Annotated in this window: 14 protein-coding genes and 1 pseudogene; 10 read left to right on the forward strand and 5 right to left on the reverse strand. The window is 75.3% G+C overall.

The window, feature by feature from the left end; all coding sequences use genetic code 11:
- Together IF45_RS31405 and IF45_RS0115740 are read left to right on the forward strand one after the other, a co-directional pair.
- Positions 1-1,010, forward strand: a pseudogene (locus IF45_RS31405) (glycine betaine ABC transporter substrate-binding protein); the annotation flags it as partial.
- 328 nt (positions 1,011-1,338) lie between these two features.
- Positions 1,339-1,896: a helix-turn-helix domain-containing protein gene (locus IF45_RS0115740; protein WP_008414772.1), complete on the forward strand. Its 558-nt coding sequence runs from the start codon at positions 1,339-1,341 to the stop codon at positions 1,894-1,896.
- A gap of 21 nt (positions 1,897-1,917) precedes the next feature.
- Here IF45_RS0115740 and IF45_RS0115745 read toward each other — a convergent pair whose 3' ends face one another.
- The gene (locus IF45_RS0115745; protein WP_030308015.1) at positions 1,918-3,051 is read right to left on the reverse strand and encodes a TDT family transporter; all 1,134 of its coding nucleotides are present in this window, start codon (positions 3,049-3,051) and stop codon (positions 1,918-1,920) included.
- A gap of 71 nt (positions 3,052-3,122) precedes the next feature.
- On the opposite strand from IF45_RS0115745, the gene IF45_RS0115750 reads away from it, so the two are divergent.
- Entirely contained in the window at positions 3,123-4,076 is a 954-nt protein-coding gene (locus tag IF45_RS0115750) for a LysR family transcriptional regulator (protein WP_030308017.1), read from the forward strand.
- Positions 4,077-4,084: 8 nt separating this feature from the next.
- Here IF45_RS0115750 and IF45_RS0115755 read toward each other — a convergent pair whose 3' ends face one another.
- The 3 genes from IF45_RS0115755 to IF45_RS0115765 all read right to left on the reverse strand — a co-directional run bounded on the left by IF45_RS0115755 (position 4,085) and on the right by IF45_RS0115765 (position 7,209).
- Positions 4,085-4,792: a gamma-glutamyl-gamma-aminobutyrate hydrolase family protein gene (locus IF45_RS0115755; RefSeq protein ID WP_008410492.1), complete on the reverse strand. Its 708-nt coding sequence runs from the start codon at positions 4,790-4,792 to the stop codon at positions 4,085-4,087.
- Between the two features lie 47 nt (positions 4,793-4,839).
- The gene (gene eat, locus IF45_RS0115760; RefSeq protein ID WP_010636644.1) at positions 4,840-6,315 is read right to left on the reverse strand and encodes an ethanolamine permease; all 1,476 of its coding nucleotides are present in this window, start codon (positions 6,313-6,315) and stop codon (positions 4,840-4,842) included.
- A 132-nt stretch (positions 6,316-6,447) separates the two neighbouring features.
- A complete protein-coding gene (locus IF45_RS0115765; RefSeq protein WP_003947168.1) occupies positions 6,448-7,209 on the reverse strand; it encodes a FadR/GntR family transcriptional regulator in 762 nt (253 codons plus the stop codon).
- Between the two features lie 74 nt (positions 7,210-7,283).
- Between IF45_RS0115765 and IF45_RS0115770 the strand changes: the two genes are divergently transcribed.
- From IF45_RS0115770 to IF45_RS0115785, 4 genes are read left to right on the forward strand one after another with little or no spacing between them, the layout of a single operon-like run.
- On the forward strand, positions 7,284-8,648 hold the full coding sequence (locus tag IF45_RS0115770; protein ID WP_003947167.1) for a glutamine synthetase family protein: 1,365 nt from the start codon (positions 7,284-7,286) through the stop codon (positions 8,646-8,648).
- Positions 8,649-8,656: 8 nt separating this feature from the next.
- Entirely contained in the window at positions 8,657-10,054 is a 1,398-nt protein-coding gene (locus IF45_RS0115775; RefSeq protein WP_030308019.1) for an aldehyde dehydrogenase family protein, read from the forward strand.
- Positions 10,051-10,863: a 3-oxoacyl-ACP reductase gene (locus tag IF45_RS0115780; RefSeq protein ID WP_003947165.1), complete on the forward strand. Its 813-nt coding sequence runs from the start codon at positions 10,051-10,053 to the stop codon at positions 10,861-10,863. The genes IF45_RS0115775 and IF45_RS0115780 overlap by 4 nt, the downstream gene beginning before the upstream one ends.
- 59 nt (positions 10,864-10,922) lie before the next feature.
- Positions 10,923-11,969 carry a DUF2510 domain-containing protein gene (locus IF45_RS0115785; protein WP_030308020.1) on the forward strand — a complete coding sequence of 349 codons (1,047 nt, stop codon included), beginning with the start codon at positions 10,923-10,925 and terminating at the stop codon, positions 11,967-11,969.
- A 15-nt stretch (positions 11,970-11,984) separates the two neighbouring features.
- On the opposite strand, the gene IF45_RS0115790 is transcribed toward IF45_RS0115785, so the two are convergent.
- The gene (locus tag IF45_RS0115790) at positions 11,985-13,187 is read right to left on the reverse strand and encodes an alanine racemase (protein WP_008410486.1); all 1,203 of its coding nucleotides are present in this window, start codon (positions 13,185-13,187) and stop codon (positions 11,985-11,987) included.
- 144 nt (positions 13,188-13,331) lie between these two features.
- Between IF45_RS0115790 and IF45_RS31410 the strand changes: the two genes are divergently transcribed.
- From IF45_RS31410 to IF45_RS0115805, 3 genes are all read left to right on the forward strand, one after another.
- Positions 13,332-14,456, forward strand: coding sequence for a hypothetical protein (locus IF45_RS31410; protein WP_256671084.1), 1,125 nt, complete (start codon positions 13,332-13,334; stop codon positions 14,454-14,456).
- Positions 14,453-15,622 (forward strand): type VII secretion-associated serine protease mycosin, encoded by a 1,170-nt coding sequence (gene mycP, locus IF45_RS0115800; protein WP_030308022.1) that lies wholly within the window; start codon positions 14,453-14,455, stop codon positions 15,620-15,622. Before IF45_RS31410 ends, mycP begins: the two co-directional genes overlap by 4 nt.
- A 61-nt stretch (positions 15,623-15,683) precedes the next feature.
- Positions 15,684-16,421, forward strand: a complete 738-nt coding sequence (locus tag IF45_RS0115805; RefSeq protein ID WP_003947160.1) for an SseB family protein — start codon at positions 15,684-15,686, stop codon at positions 16,419-16,421.
- Positions 16,422-16,501: the final 80 nt, after the last annotated feature.

A 16,501-nucleotide genomic window follows, 5' to 3' on the forward strand; every position in this document is an offset into this window, starting at 1 on the left:
GCCGGCGATGCTGGCCGAGCTGAAGCGTGCGTACGCCAAGAAGGAGCCGATCGCGGTCACCCTGTGGTCGCCGCACTGGGCGTACAACGAGTTCGACCTCACCAAGCTGAAGGACCCCGAGGGTGCCTGGGGCGAGGGCGATGAGATCCACACGCTGGCGCGCAAGGGGTTCTCGAAGGAGTTCCCCGAGGTGGGCAAGTGGCTCAAGGACTTCAAGATGTCCGAGGAGCAGCTGACCAGCCTGGTTCCCGTGGGAGGAGGACATCGCCGCCACGTACCTGTGGAAGCACGTCCTCGAGGACCGCGGCTACAAGATGAACCTGCACCAGTTCGAGGTCGGCCCGATGTACGCGGCGATGTCGCGCGGCCAGATCGACGTGCAGTTCGACGCCTGGCTGCCGAACACGCAGAAGAAGTACTGGGACAAGTACCAGAACGAACTGGTCGACCTCGGTGACTGGTACGGCCCCACCTCGCTGGAGCTGGCCGTCCCCGACTACGTGAAGGACGTCAAGTCCCTCGCCGACCTCAAGGGCAAGGGCGAGCAGTTCGACGGGCGCATCGTCGGTATCGAGGCCGGTACCGAGACGATGGACATCCTGAAGAACAAGGTCGTCCCCGGCTACGGCCTGAGCGGCGAGTACAAGGTCGTCGACAGCTCCACCCCGGGCATGCTCGCCGAGCTGAAGCGGGCGTACGCCAAGAAGGAGCCGATCGCGGTCATGCTCTGGACGCCCCACTGGGCGTACAACGAGTACAAGCTGAACAAGCTCGAGGACCCGAAGAAGCTCTTCGGCGAGGGTGACCAGCTGCGGACCGTGGCGCACAAGTCGTTCACCGAGAACTACCCGGTCGCCTCGGACTGGTTCCGCGACTTCGAGCTCAGCGAGGACCAGCTCGCCGGGCTGGAGAACGAGATCCAGAAGCTCGGCACCGGCAAGGAGGAGCAGGCCGTCGACGCCTGGCTCAAGGAGAACCCGGAGATGGTCGACAAGCTCGCACCCATGTGAGCCTGGAGCACCCCGCGTGAGGGTTCCGGTGCCCCGGCACCGGACCACTCCACGTGACCGGAGCGTCACCTGACGGCGCGCCCCCGGCGCGCCCGGCCAAGGGGCGGACCCCACCGCGAGGCGGGGTCCGCCCCTTCGGCATGCGCCCCCGTGCGCCCGGCGATCCCGCCGGTCATGGCTTTCCACTCGCCAGGGGGCGGGTCCTTCGGGCAGGGTTACCAGGAGGGGGTGCTTCCGGACGCCGTCCGGGAGGCCCGCCGTCCGCCGGACCTGCGTAGGGTGCCGGAACACCCACGGGAGCCGAGGAACACGAGGGGGCGCCGCAGCGATGGACGAGAAAGTGACCCTGCGGGTCGGACCAGCCGTACGGCGGCGCCGCCGTGCCCTGGAGCTGACGCTCGCCGCCGTCGCGGAGCGCAGCGGGCTCTCCGTGCCCTTCCTCAGCCAGGTGGAGAACCAGCGGGCCCGCCCCAGCCTGCGTTCGCTGGAGGCCGTCGCCGACGCGCTGGAGACCACCGCCGTCGAGCTGATGGACTCCGTCGACCCCGCCCACACCGTGGAAGTGGTCCGCGCCGGACCCGAGAGCCCGGGCGCCAAGGAGGTCCGCACCCTCATCCCCGGACACCACCAGCTGGAGGCGCTGGAATTCACCGGGGACCACGACGAGGGCCGCGAACAGGTCCACCGCAACGACGAACTGCTCTACGTCGTCGAGGGCTCGGCCGAGGTCGAGGCCGAGGGGCGGGCCCACCGCCTGGGCAAGGGGGACACGCTCTACCTCACCGGCGGGGTCCGCCACCGCTGGCGCGCCACCGGGCCCGACACTCGCATCCTCGTCATCACCGTCGCCGACCACGTCGCCACCGACGAGGACACCCGCGACTGACCGGCGACCGGCCCGTCTCGCTCAGGCGGGCGGCGCCGGCAGCCGGCCCGTGACCAGGCGGCGCGCGGTGCCGGCGCACGCCACCAGCCAGGCCGCCACCAGCAGCGCGTACAGGCCCGTCGCGGCCAGGTCGAAGAGGCCCAGGCCGGTCCGGCTGCCGAGCCCCGCCAGGCCCGTGACACAGGTGCCGACCGGGAAGGTGAACCCCCACCAGGTCAGCGAGAAGCCCAGGCCGCGCCGCAGCGCCCGCACCACCAGTGCCCCGGCCAGCCCCAGCCAGAGCGCGGCGAACCCCATCACCGGCACCCCGTACAGCACGGCGAGGGTGGCGAAGCCCCCGGCGTAGGGTCCGGGGACGACGCCCTGCGCCGCCTCGGCGAGCTGGTGGACGGCGGTGGTGGACTGGCCGAGCGGTCCCAGCACCAGGAAAAGCGTGGGCGTCAGCGCCAGGGCGGGCGGGCCGCCGGTCAGCAGCCGCCCCAAGACCAGCGGCAGCATCAGCAGCGCGCCGAGCAGGCTCAGCCCGAAGAGGCCGTAACAGCAGTACAGGAGGGTCTGGCGGAGCTGGCCCGCGGGCAGGTGCGGCACCAGCAGCGGACCGAGCGCCGCCGAGACCATCGGGGCGACCACCGGCAGCAGCCACACCGGGGAGGCGTCCGCGAGCGGCGGCCGGTGCCGCGTCACCATCAGGTACGGCACGGCGACGGCCGCCAGGACGCCGGTCACCGTTCCGGCCGTGAACAGCACCAGGTCGACGGCGACCGCCGCCCGTACCCCGATCCAGTCGGAGCCCACCACCAGCGTCGCCCCGCCGACCGCCAGCAGCGCCATCGCCAGGCAGCCGTAGAACGGGGCCATGGAGGCGTCCAGGAGGTGGGCGCGCGCCTGGTCCCGGTGGTGCGCCCAGTGCAGCGCGCGGGCGGCGAGCAGCACCCCCAGCAGGAGCGCGGAGAGCGCCCACACCACGGTCAGCGCCGTCCGCATCCCCGGCGGCTGCCACGGCAGGCCCGCCCCCGCGGTCGCCACGATCGCGGTCCCCATCACCGAGGCGTACCAGTTGGGGCCCAGGTGGCGCAGGGCGGGCAGGCGGCGCACCGGCGCGCCGGCCGGCGAGGAGGCGGGCGGGACGGCGGGACGCGTGGTGAGGGCAACCATCCCTCCACTCTGCCTTTCCCCAGGTCGGGCCCACCAGCCACCGGCGAGCCATGGCCTCATAACCTGGTCCTATGAGCACCGACGAGCCGTACGCCCCGGAGCCGGCCGGCCCCGCCCCCGCCGACCCGTCTCTCGCCCACCGGATGCCCGCGCTCGGCTCGCTCCAGCTGCTCCTGGCCGTCGCCCGCCTCGGCAGCCTCGGCCGGGCCGCCGAGGAACTGGGCATCAGCCAGCCCGCCGCCAGCGGCCGGGTCCGGGCGATGGAGCGCGACCTTGGCCTCGCGCTGGTCGACCGCTCACCGCGCGGCTCGCGGCTCACCCCGGCCGGGGCCCTGGTCACCGACTGGGCGGGCCGGGTCGTCGAGGCGTCGGCCGCCTTCGACGCCGGGGTGCAGGCGCTGCGCGACCGGCGCGACGCCCGGCTCCGGGTCGCCGCCAGCCTCACCATCGCCGAGTACCTGCTGCCCGGCTGGCTCATCGCCCTGCGCCCGCTGCGCCCGGCCACCGCCGTCTCGCTGCGCGCGGGCAACTCCGAGGCGGTCGCCGCCCTGCTGCTGGACGGCGAGGCCGACCTCGGGTTCGTCGAGGGGCCCGCCGTGCCGGCCGGGCTCGACGCGGTGACCGTGGCCCGGGACCGCCTGGTGGTCGTCACCGCGCCCGGCCACCCCTGGACGCGCCGCACCGCCCCGCTGGACGCCGCGGAACTTTCCGGTCGCCCGCTGATCCTCCGGGAGGAGGGCTCCGGGACGCGCCAGGTGCTCGCCGAGGCGGTCGGCGGGCTGGCCGCGCCCCTGCTGGAACTCGCCTCGACCACCGCCCTCAAGGCCGCCGTCGCCAGCGGCGCGGGCCCGGCCGTCCTCAGCGAACTCGCCGTGAGCGACGAACTGGCCGCCGGGCGGCTGGTGAAGATTCCCGTGGAGGGCGTCCGGCTCACCCGTGAACTGCGCGCCGTCTGGCCGGCCGGCCACCCGCCCGTCGGCCCGGCCCGGGACCTGCTGGCGCTGACCCGTGGCGGGCGGGGCTGACCTGGGCGTCAGCCGGCGCGCCGCCCGCCCCAGGCGGCCGCCGCCTCCACCAGCCCCCGCATCACCCGGGTGTCCTCGCCCATCTCCGGGTGCCACTGGACGCCCAGCACCCACTGCTCCCCGGCCGGCTCGATCGCCTCCACCGTGCCGTCGTCGGCCTGGGCGGAGACGGCGAGGCCCCGCCCCAGTTCGGCGACGCACTGGTGGTGGTAGGCGGGGACCGCGGACTCCTCCGGCACCACCGCCGCGTACCGGCTGCCCGGGACCGGCTTGACCAGGTGGGAGCCGAAGACCCCGGTGGCGCCCGTGTGGCCGTCCAGGTGCTGGACGAGGGTGCCGCCGAGCGCCACGTTGAGCAGCTGCATGCCCCGGCAGATCCCCAGCAGCGGCGTGCCGAGCGCCAGCGCCGCGTCGATCAGCGCCAGCTCCCAGGCGTCCCGCGCCCGCGCCGGGGGACCGGTACGCGGGTCGCGCTCGGCCCCGTAGCGGACCGGCTCGACGTCGGGGCCGCCCGCGATGACCAGGCCGTCCAGGCGGGCGACCGCGGCCGTGGCCCGCTCGGGCGCGTCGGGCGGGAGCAGCGCGGCGAGGCCGCCGGCCGCCTGGACCAGGCCGGGGTAGCCGACGGGCAGCAGCGCCGCCGGCATCGTCCACACCCCCCAGCTGACCTCGTCCTCCAGGTAGGTGCTGACGCCGATCAGCGGCGGGACGTGCATGGGTCGTACTCCTCGTGGTGCGTGACGGTGCGGGGGCGGCGGTGGGCTCAGCCCCGGTCGAGTTCCGCCTCGGCGGCGGCCAGGGCGGCGAACTCCTCCTCGGGAGCCTTCGCCACCAGATGGTGGCGGCTGTAGAAGCCGAAGTACGCGACCGCCACTCCGTAGACCACCAGGGCGATCACCGCGGCCACCACGTCGACCAGGAAGGTCGCCACCAGCGCCGCGCAGGCCAGCGTCAGCGCCACCGAGGAGGTCGCCACCCCGCCGGGCGTGCGGTACGGCCGGTGCAGCTCCGGCTCGCGGCGGCGCAGCACGATGTGGGAGAGCGACATCAGGGCGTAGCTGATGGTGGCGCCGAAGACGGCGACGTTGAGCATCCGTGCCCCGTCGCCGGTGGCGGCGGCCAGGCCGAAGCCGATGGCGCCCGGGACCAGCAGCCCGAGGTAAGGGGCCTTGCGGCGGCTGGTCAGGGAGAGGAAGCGGGGCAGGTAGCCGGCCCGGGAGAGGGCGAAGAGCTGGCGCGAGCCCGCGTAGATCAGGGAGAAGAAGGAGGCGACGAGGCCGGCCAGGCCCGCGTAGTTGATGATCCGGCTCAGGGTGGTCGGCTCGCCGTCCGGCTGGAGCGCCTCCACCAGCGGGTTGCCCGCGTCCTGGATGGCGGCGGCGCCGCGCGACCCGGCCGAGGCGAAGAAGGTGAGCAGCGCCAGCACCACCAGGATCGCCATCGACCAGCGGATCGCCTTCGGCAGGGTGCGGGCCGGCTCGCGGGTCTCCTCGGCGGCCAGCGGGACGCCCTCCACGCCGAGGAAGAACCACATGCCGAACGGGAACGCCGCCCAGATGCCCAGCAGGCCCATCGGCAGCCAGGAGTTGGAGCCGAAGGCGCTCGCGTCGACCGGGATGTCGTTGAGGTTGGCGGCGTCGAAGCGGGTGAAGGCGCCGACCGCGAAGATGAGCAGGGCGGTCACGGCGATGCCGGTGACGACGAAGCTGAACCGCAGCGCCTCGCCGACGCCCCAGAGGTGGATGCCGATGAAGACGACGAAGCAGAACAGGTAGACCGGCCAGCCGGAGGTGAGGCCGAACAGCCCGAGGGACTCCACGTAGTCGCCGATGAAGATGGAGATGGCGGCGGGGGCCAGCACGTACTCGATGAGGATGGCGGTGCCGGTGAGGAAGCCGCCCCAGGGGCCCAGCGCCCGCCGGGCGAAGCCGTAGCCGCCGCCCGCCGTCGGCAGCACCGAGGAGAGCTCGGCCAGCGAGAAGACCATGCAGCCGTACATGATCCCCATCAGCACCATGGCGATGGCGAGCCCGCCGAAACCGCCTTCGGCCAGGCCGAAGTTCCAGCCGGAGAAGTCCCCGGAGACGACGTAGGCGACGCCGAGCCCGGTCAGCAGCAGCCATCCCGCGCTGCCCCGGCGCAGTGCCCGCCGTTCCAGGTAGTCGTCGGGGGCCCCGCCGGCCTCCGGCGGGGTGCCGGGGGAGTCCCCGGGGGCGGGACGGGCGGGGTTCACGGTCATGTCACGACTCCCACGGAGGCGGTGGAGGTGCAATGGAATGAGGCCATACCTTTGCGCTCCCTGGGTGCGCCGCGCAAGACCCGTGCGTTACGCGGTGGTTAATCCGGCGGCGGGCCCAGAGGTACCCGTCGCTCAGGTGAGGAAACCCCGCAGCAGGGCCGCCGTGCCCGCGCAGTGCTCGCGCATGATCTCCCGGGCCGCGTCCGCCTGGCCGTCCAGGACCGCCTCCACCAGCGCCGCGTGCTGCCGCTGGGAGTGCTCCAGGTTCCGCACCAGGAGCGGGATGCCGTCGAGCAGGCCGTTGACCTCGGCGCGGACCGCCGCGTACCGGGCGGTCAGGGAGGGGGAGCCGGCGAGTTCGGCGAGGGTGAGGTGGAAGAGGGTGTCCTGGCGGCGGTACTCCTCGGACGGGGCGTCGCCGGTGCGCTCCAGCGCCTCGCGCAGCCGCCCGGCCCCGGCCGCGCCGAGGCCGTGCGCCGCGCAGAGTCCGGCCGCGCCCACCTCCAGGACCTCGCGGAACCGCAGGGTGTCCTCCAGCGCCGCCGCGTCGGTCCGCCCGGGCGCCGGGTGCGGGCCGGCGCCGGGCGCGCGGACGAACGTACCGCCGTACCTGCCGCGCCGCGGCTCCACCAGCCCCTGGTCCTGAAGGGCCTTCAGGACCTCGCGCAGCGTCACGCGGCTCACCCCGATCCGCTCGGCCAGCTCCCGCTCCGCGGGCAGCCGCTCGCCCGCCGGGACCAGGCCCAGGCGGATCACCTGGAGGATCTGTTCCATCGCCTCCTCGAAGCCGTTGCCCGCCCGCACCGGCCGGAGCACCGGGGTGAGGCGGTCGTCGCGCGCCCCCGGCGCGCGGTCCCGGTCCGCGCCCCGCGGCGACGCGCTCGCGTCAGTCATCCGGCGGTACCCCCTTCCCAAGCAATGGTCGTTCCCCATACCTTATGGCCCTCGGTGACGAAGGAGGAATTCCCGTGGCACACCGCACACCCCCGCTCTCCGTCGAGGAGTTGCGCAGCCTGGTCCGCGCCGGAGAGATCGACACGGTGGTCCTGGCCTTCCCCGACATGCAGGGACGCCTCCAGGGCAAGCGGTTCGCCGCCCCCTTCTTCCTCGACGAGGTCCTCGACCACGGCACCGAGGGGTGCAACTACCTCCTCGCCGTGGACGTCGAGATGAACACCGTCGACGGCTACGCGATGGCCTCCTGGGACCGCGGCTACGGCGACTTCGCCCTCCACGCCGACCCCGCCACCCTGCGCCGAGTCCCCTGGAACGACGGCACCGCCCTGCTCATGGCCGACCTCGCCTGGGGCGACGGCTCACCCGTGGTCGCCGCGCCCCGCCAGATCCTCCGCCGCCAGCTCGACCGGCTCGCCGACCGCGGCCTCACCGCCCAGGTCGGCACCGAGCTGGAGTTCATCGTCTTCCAGGACAGCTACGAACGCGCCTGGGACCGCGGCTACCAGGACCTGACCCCCGCCAACCGCTACAACATCGACTACTCCGTCCTCGGCACCGGCCGCATCGAGCCGCTGCTGCGCCGCATCCGCAACGAGATGGCCGCCGCCGGCCTCACCGTCGAGTCGGCCAAGGGCGAGTGCAATCCCGGCCAGCACGAGATCGTCTTCCGCTACGACGACGCCCTCACCACCTGCGACCAGCACTCCGTCTACAAGACCGGCGCCAAGGAGATCGCCTCCCAGGAGGGCGTCTCCCTCACCTTCATGGCCAAGTACGACGCCCGCGAAGGCAACTCCTGCCACATCCACCTCTCCCTCACCGAGGAGGACGGCACCCCCGCCATGCCGGGCGACGGGCCCGACGGCATGTCGGAGCTGATGCGCCACTTCCTCGCCGGACAGCTCGCCGCCCTCAGCGACTTCACCCTCCTGTACGCCCCCAACATCAATTCCTACAAGCGGTTCCAGCCCGGCTCCTTCGCCCCCACCGCCGTCGCCTGGGGCCACGACAACCGCACCTGCGCACTGCGCGTCGTCGGCCACGGCCCCGCCACCCGCTTCGAGAACCGCCTGCCCGGCGGCGACGTCAACCCCTACCTCGCCGTCGCCGGCATGGTCGCCGCCGGCCTGTACGGCGTAGAGCACCGCCTCGAACTCCCCGACGCCTGTACCGGCAACGCCTACACCGCCGGGCACGACAGCGTCCCCACCACCCTCCGCGAGGCCGCCGACCGCTGGGAGAACAGCCCCATCGCCCGCGCCGCCTTCGGCGACGAGGTGGTCGCGCACTACCTGAACATGGCGCGCGTCGAACTCGACGCCTTCGACGCCGCCGTCACCGACTGGGAGCTGCGCCGCTCCTTCGAACGCATGTGAGGCACCGCATGTCCGACCCCGCACCCGCCCACGGCCAGGCCGAACTCCCCGTCCTCAACCCGGCCACCGGCGAACTCCTCACCACCGTCCCCGCCGCCACCCCCGCCGACGTGGACGCCGCCGTCCGCCGCGCCACCGCCGCCCAGCGCGGCTGGGCCGCCCTCGCCCCCGCCGACCGGGCCCGGCTGCTGCGCCGGTTCGCCGCCGCCGTCGACGGCCACGCCGAGGAACTGGCCCTCCTGGAGGTACGCGAGGCCGGCCACCCGATCGGCAACGCCCGCTGGGAGGCGTCCAACGTCCGCGACGTCCTCGACTACGCGGCCGGCGGCGTCGAACGCCTCAACGGCCGCCAGATCCCCGTCGCGGGCGGGGTGGACGTCACCTTCCTCGAACCGCTCGGCGTGGTCGGCGTCATCGCCCCCTGGAACTTCCCCATGCCGGTCGCCGCCTGGGGCACCGCACCGGCGCTCGCCGCGGGCAACGCGGTGATCCTCAAACCGGCCGAGACGACCCCGCTGACCGCGCTGCGGCTCGCCGAGATCGCCCTCGACGCCGGCCTGCCCGAGCACCTCTTCCAGGTCCTGCCCGGCACCGGACCCGTCGCCGGGGAGGCCCTGGTCGACCACCCCGGCGTCGCCAAGATCGTCTTCACCGGCTCCACCCGCACCGGCAAGCGCCTCATGGCCCGCTGCGCCGGCCAGGTCAAACGGCTCACCCTGGAACTCGGCGGCAAGAGCCCCAACATCGTCTTCGCCGACGCCGACCTCGAACAGGCCGCCGCCGGCGCCCCCATGTCCTTCCTCGACAACTCCGGCCAGGACTGCTGCGCCCGCACCCGCATCCTCGTCCAGGACTCCGTCCTCGACCGCTTCCTCGACCTGCTCGCACCCGCCCTGTCCGCCGTCACCGTCGGCGACCCGGCCGACGAGGCCACCGACATGGGCCCGCTGATCTCCCGCGTCCAGCTGGACCGGGTCCGCGGCTACGTCCCCGAGGGCGCCCCCGGCCTGCGCGGCACCGCCCCCGAGGGCCCCGGCTTCTGGTTCCCGCCGACCGTGCTGACCCAGGCCGCCGAGCGCGACCCGGTCGCCGTCGAGGAGGTCTTCGGGCCCGTCGCCGTCGTCCTGCCCTTCCGCGACGAGGAGGACGCCGTCCGCCTCGCCAACGACACCGAGTACGGCCTCGCCGCCTCCCTGTGGACCCGCGACGTCGGCCGCGCCCTGCGCGTCTCCCGCGCCGTGCGGGCCGGCAACCTCTCCGTCAACTCGCACTCCGCCGTCCGCTACGCCACCCCCTTCGGCGGCTACGGCCGCTCCGGGCTCGGCCGGGAACTCGGCCCCGACGCCCTCACCGCCTTCACCGAGACCAAGAACGTCTTCCTCAGCACGGAAGGTCCCGCCCAGTGACCCAGCCCAGCACCCCGCGCCCCGACGCCGCCGAACAGCCCGTCTGCCGCCGTCTCGTCGGCCGTACCGCCGTCGTCACCGGCGCGGGCAGCGGCATCGGCCTCGCCACCGCCCGCCGCCTCGCCGCCGAGGGGGCCCACGTGGTCTGCGGCGACATCGACGAGACCGCGGGCAAGGCCGCGGCGGAGGCCACCGGCGGCCTCTTCGTCCGGGTCGACGTCACCGACCCCGACCAGGTCGACGCCCTCTTCCGGGCCGCCCACGACACGTACGGCTCGGTCGACATCGCCTTCAACAACGCCGGGATCTCCCCGCCCGAGGACGACTCGATCCTGGAGACCGGTCTGGAGGCGTGGAAGCGCGTCCAGGAGGTCAACCTCACCTCCGTCTACCTCTGCTGCAAGGCCGCCCTGCCGTACATGCGGCGCCAGGGCCGGGGCTCGATCATCAACACCGCCTCCTTCGTCGCCGTGATGGGCGCCGCCACCTCGCAGATCTCCTACACCGCCTCCAAGGGCGGCGTCCTCGCCATGTCCCGCGAACTCGGCGTCCAGTTCGCCCGCGAGGGCATCCGCGTCAACGCCCTGTGCCCCGGCCCGGTCAACACCCCGCTCCTCCAGGAGCTGTTCGCCAAGGACCCGGAGCGCGCCGCCCGCCGCCTCGTCCACATCCCCGCCGGGCGGTTCGCCGACGCCGACGAGATCGCCGCCGCCGTCGCCTTCCTCGCCAGCGACGACGCCTCCTTCGTCAACGCCACCGACTTCCTCGTCGACGGCGGCATCGCGGGAGCGTACGTCACGCCGCTCTAGTCCGTCGCCGGTTCCGGCGGGCCTGACGGGGCCCGCCGGAAACGCTCTAGGGTGACCGCATGAACACGCCGCTCCCCCCACCCGGTTGGTACGTGGACCCGGCCGCGCCCCCGCCCGCCGTCGAACGCTGGTGGGACGGGACCGGCTGGACCGCGCACACCCGCGCCCCCGCCCCCCGGACCGCCCCGGGCCCGGCCGCCCCGCCGCCCGGCTCGCCCGTGGCCCCCGACGGCGGCTTCGGCCCGCCGCCCGCCCACGGCTCCCAGGGAGTCTTCGGCCCCGGCGGTTTCGGGCCGCCCACCCCCGCCCCCGCGCCCGGCCCCTCCCGCCCGCGCGGCACCACCGCCGCGCTGATCGCCGGGGCCGTCGTGGTGGCCGCCTGCGTCGTCGGCGGCGTCGTGCTGCTGGGCGGCGGGGACACCCCGGACGACGCCCGGCCCACGGCCGCGCCGACCAGCGCCGTCTCCGAGGCGGCCGGCACCCCCACGCCGACCCCGACCCAGGGGCCCACCGGCGAGGCCGACCCCCGGGTCCTCACCGACGACCTCAACGGCATCACCCTGCCGGTGCCCGAGGGCTGGACGACCGCCAACACCCGGAGCGTCGGCGACGTCGCCATGGTGACCGACCCGTCCTACGACTGCCCCGGCGGCGGCAACTCCGGCTTCTGCTACCGCGGCCGGATCACCTCGGCCACCCTCACCGGCAGCGACGAGACCGACCCGAAGGCCGTGGCCGAGGCCGACATCTCCGAGGCCGCGGACGACCTCTACGACCGCGACACCCTCGACCGCCGCCCCTACGACGGCGTCACCGCCAAGGAGAAGGCGGCCGCCGGGCAGGTCGCGGTGGCCGGCCGGGCCGGCTACTACGTCCGCTGGCGGGTCACCACCGGCGCGGGCGAGGGCGGCTGGGTGCAGTCGCTCGCCTTCCGCTCCTCGGCCGGCAGCGAGGCGATGGTGGTCGTCCGCTTCGCCTTCGACGCCGGCTCCGAGGGGCCGCCGCTCAGCCTGATGGACACCGTCGTCAAGGGGATCGAGCCGGTCGGCGGCTCGGGCGGCACCGGCGGCGTCGGCGAAGGGCTCACCCCCGCGCCGGGCGGCTGACCGGCGCCGCGGGGGTCAGAGGAAGGTCCGCCCCTCGCCCCGGTACGTCGGCACCGTGTCCACCACCGCGTCCCCGGAGACCAGGTGGAGCGCGGCGAACCGCTCGCACAGCTCGCCCGCCTTCGCGTGCCGGAACCACACCTTGTCGCCGATCAGCAGATCGTCGGCGGGCGGCCCGAGCAGCGGCGTCTGCACCTCGCCCGCCCCCTCCTGCGGGTCGTACCGCAGCCCCTCGGGCAGGTACGGCACCGGCGAGCGGTCCGGCCCGGCCACCCCGGAGGCCGGGTAGCCGCCGCCCAGCACCGTCACCACGCCCACCCCGGGCCGGCGCACCACCGGCTGGGCGAAGAGCGCCGCCGGACGCCCGGTGAACGACGTGTAGTTGTCGAAGAGCCGGGGCACGAAGAGGCCCGACCCCGCCGCCACCTCCGTCACCGCCGGTTCGGCCACGGTGTGCTGCACACTGCCCGTGCCACCGCCGTTGACGAACTCCAGCTCCGGCACCACCGCGCGCACCGCCCGCACCACCGCGTCCCGGCGCGCCGCCAGCTCCCGCCGCGCCGCCCGCTGCATCAGCCGGATCGCCCGCGACCGCAGCGGACTGCCCGCCACATCGTCCCCGACACCCGCCACATGACCCTCGTAGGCCATCAGCCCCACCACCCGGAAACCGGGCCGGCGGTCCACCAGCCGGGCCAGCTCGGCCACGTCGGCGGGGGAGTGCAGGGGCGAGCGGCGCGCGCCCACCCGTACCCGACCGCCCAGCAGGAGCAGCGAGGTGTCCAGCTCCAGGCAGACCCGGATCTCCTCCGCGCCCGGACCGCGCGCCTCCTCGATCAGCCGGAGCTGCGCCGGGTCGTCGATTATGACCGTGACCGAGGCCGCCAGCTTCGGGTCGGCCGCCAGCTCCGCGTACCCGTCCCGGTCCGCCGAGGGATAGGCCAGCAGCACGTCCTCGACGCCGGAGCGGGCCAGCCACAAGGACTCCGCCAGCGTGTACGACATCACCCCGGCGAACCCGTCGCGGGCCAGCACCCGCTCCAGCAGCGCGCGGCAGCGCACCGACTTGCTCGCCACACGGACCGGCTTGCCCGCGGCCCGGCGTACGAGGTCGTCGGCGTTGGCGTCGAAGGCGTCCAGGTCCACCAGGGCCAGCGGGGCGTCGAGATGCGCCGTCGCCCGGTCGTACCGGGCACGGGCGTTGGCGAGGGGCGTCATGCCCGCAGCCTGCCAGAGAGCCCTACCCGGGGGTAGGGGGTGACCAGGGATCTCCCCGCCCGGTCTGCGCCCGCCGGGGATCATCCGGGCAGAACAGGCCCGACGGCCGCGGCCGTTCCCGCCGAGGCCGCGCCAACCCGTAGAGTGACGCGCACGGAGGGCGCGCGAGATGCCCCTGCCGGGCCGCGTGAGGGAAAACGGGGGGCGCATGAGTACGCAGGCACGCCGCCCGGACGTACCACCGCCCCCGGCCCGCCGCCCGGAGGAGCCCGCGCCGCGCGCCACCGCCCCCACCCCGCCGCGCCGCCCGCGCGGCCCGAGGCCGACGACGCCGCCCCGCCGAAGAGCCCCCGCACCTTCCCGGCCTTCCCCACGCCCCGTCCCGCCGAGCCCCGGCCCCGCGACCGGCGGCACACCGGCGCCGTCGACCTCACCGACCGGCCCGGCGCCGGAGCCCCGTTCGCCGCCGCCCCCAGGGGACCCGGACACGACGAGGCCACCACGCGGCTGCGCCCCGTGCCCCGCTCCCCGCGCCGTACCGCGGCCGCCGCCGTCTGCCTCGTGCTCGGCCTCGGCCTGGTCGCGGGCGGCGCGGCCGGCACCTGGCTCGCCGGCGGGGACTCCGCGGGCGCCGCCGACCGCTTCGCGGCGGGCGCCGCCCTGTGGCACGACGCCCCCGTCGACCGCCTCTTCCCGCCGACGGTCGAGGGGAAGAAGGCCGGACCCGGCGGCGCCGACCGCACCTGGACCCGGATCGCCGTCGCCCCCGACAGCGGCTGCGCCAAGGCCCTCGACCCGCTCCTCGCCTCCGTCCTCGCACCGGCCGGCTGCGCCCGCCTGCTCCGCGCCACCTACACCGACGCCACCCGCAGCGAGGTCGTCACCGTCGGCCTCCTCTTCACCCGCGCCGGCGAACAGACCATGACCGACCTGCGGACCCGCTTCCGCACCGAGAAGCTCGACCAGCGCCGCGACCTGATGCCCCGCCCCTACGCCGCCGAGGGCACCCCCGCCGAAGGCTTCGGCGACGACCAGCGCGCCTCCTGGTCCCTGACGGTCCTGGACGACCTGCCCGCCGTCGTCTACGCGGTCAGCGGCTTCGCCGACGGGCGGGTGATCACCGAACCCCAGTCGGCCGCCTCCGCCACCGCCGACGGCGCCACCACCGCCCCGGCCCAGGCGGGCCTCGGCCACACCGCGCTCGCCCACACCGAGCGCGCCACCGCCCGCCTGCGCTCCCTCGCCCGCCCCGACACCGAGGAACGGTGACCGTGCCCCGACCCCGCCGCGCCTTCCGCGCCCTCGGCGTACCGGCCGTCGCCACCTGCCTCGCCCTGCTGCCCACCGTCGCCCACGCCGACGGCATCCGCGCCCAGCAGTGGGGCCTGGAGGCGCTCCACGCCGAGGACGCCTGGCGCACCACCCAGGGCAAGGGCGTCACCGTCGCCGTCCTGGACACCGGCGTCGACGCCGACCACCCCGACCTGGAGCGCAACGTCCTGGACGGCAAGGACCTCATAGGGTTCGGCGCCGGTCCCGGTGACCGGCCCTGGGCCCGCCACGGCACCGCCATGGCCTCGGTCATCGCCGGTCACGGCCACGGGCCCGAGGACGGCGACGGCGTGATGGGTGTCGCCCCCGAGGCCAAGATCCTCCCGGTCCGGGTGATCCTGGAGGACGGCGACCCCGCCCGCAAGAAGGCCCGCTCCACCCGGGGCGGCGCGCTGGCCGAGGGCATCCGCTGGGCCGCCGACCAGGGCGCCGACGTCATCAACCTCTCCCTCGGCGACGACAGCGAGTCCGCCCACCCCGAGGCCGCCGAGGACGCCGCCGTCCAGTACGCCCTGAAGAAGGGCGCCGTGGTTGTCGCCTCCGCCGGGAACGGCGGCGAGAAGGGCGACCACGTCTCCTACCCGGCGGCCTACCCGGGCGTCATCGCCGTCACCGCCGTCGACCGCTTCGGCGAACGTGCCGCCTTCTCCACCCGCCGCTGGTACGCCACGGTCAGCGCCCCCGGCGACGACATCGTCCTCGCCGACCCCGACCGCCGCTACTACGAGGGGTGGGGCACCAGCGCCGCCGCGGCCGCCGTCTCCGGCACCGTCGCCCTGGTCCGGGCCGCCCACCCGGAGCTGACCCCCGTCCAGATCAAACGCCTCCTGGAGGACACCGCCCGGGACAGCCCCGGCGGCGGCCGTGACGACTCCCGGGGGCGCGGACTGGTCGACGCCGCCGCCGCCGTCGAGGCCGGGGGACGGCTCGACCCCGAGAAGCTGAAGCCCGCCGCCCACTCCTCCACCCACTTCGGCCCCGGCCCCGGCCCGCACGACACCGGCTCCGGCGCCGACTGGGCCGGGCCCGCCGCGGGCGGCCTCGGGGTGCTGCTGCTGGCCGCCGCCGTCCTCCTCTGGCGCGGCCGCGCACCGCTGCGCTGAGCCGCCCGGCACCGGCCCGCCCCGGGCCCCTCCGCCGAGGCCGCCTCGATAGGCTCACGGCGTGGCGAACAAGAACATTCCCGACTCCCCCTTCTCCGACGACGACGGCACCGCCGACCCCGCGCTGGGCGCCGCGCTCGCCGCCTGGGCCGAGGACCGCACCCGGCACCGGCCGGTGCTGGAGGCGCTGCGCACCGCCCGGCTGCTCGTTCCGGTCGTCGCCGTCCTCGGCGAGAGCGAGGTGGACGAGAACGGGCTGCGCCGCGAGAAGACCAGCGACATGGCGGTCCCCACCCTCAAGGCCGGCGAGCGCACCGCCCTGCCCGCCTTCACCTCCACGGAGTCCCTCGCCCGCTGGGACCCCGGCGCGCGCCCCGTCGCCGTCGCCCTCCACCAGGCCCTGGAGGCCGCCGCGCACGAGCGGGCCGACACCCTCGTCCTCGACCTGGCCGGACCGGTGCCCTACGAGCTGACGGGCGCGGCCCTGCGCGCCCTCGCCGAGGGGCGCACCGACCCCGACCCGCTGGCCGACCCGGCCGTCACCGGGGCGGTCCGTGAGGCGCTGGCGGCCGAGCCCGAGGTGGTCCGCGCCCACCTGGCCCGCTCCACCGGCGCCACCGACGGCGTGCTCGCCGTGGTGCTGGCCCCCGGCGCCGACCCGGCCGTCACCCTGAACCGGGTCGCCCGGGCGCTGGCCGCCGCCGAGCCGCTCCGTGCCCGCCTGGTCCGCGGCCTCGACCTGGCGGTGCTGCCCGCCTCGGCCGACGGGCCGGCCGAGGAGCCCGTCTACCAGCGCTGACGGGGCCGCCGGGGGAACGCTTCCGCGCCGACAGGCAGGGCGGGGGAACCAGGGGCACAATCGGCGAAGAAACCGGAACG

The sequence above is a fragment of the Streptomyces albidoflavus genome, from assembly GCF_000719955.1.
GTDB lineage: Bacteria > Actinomycetota > Actinomycetes > Streptomycetales > Streptomycetaceae > Streptomyces > Streptomyces albidoflavus.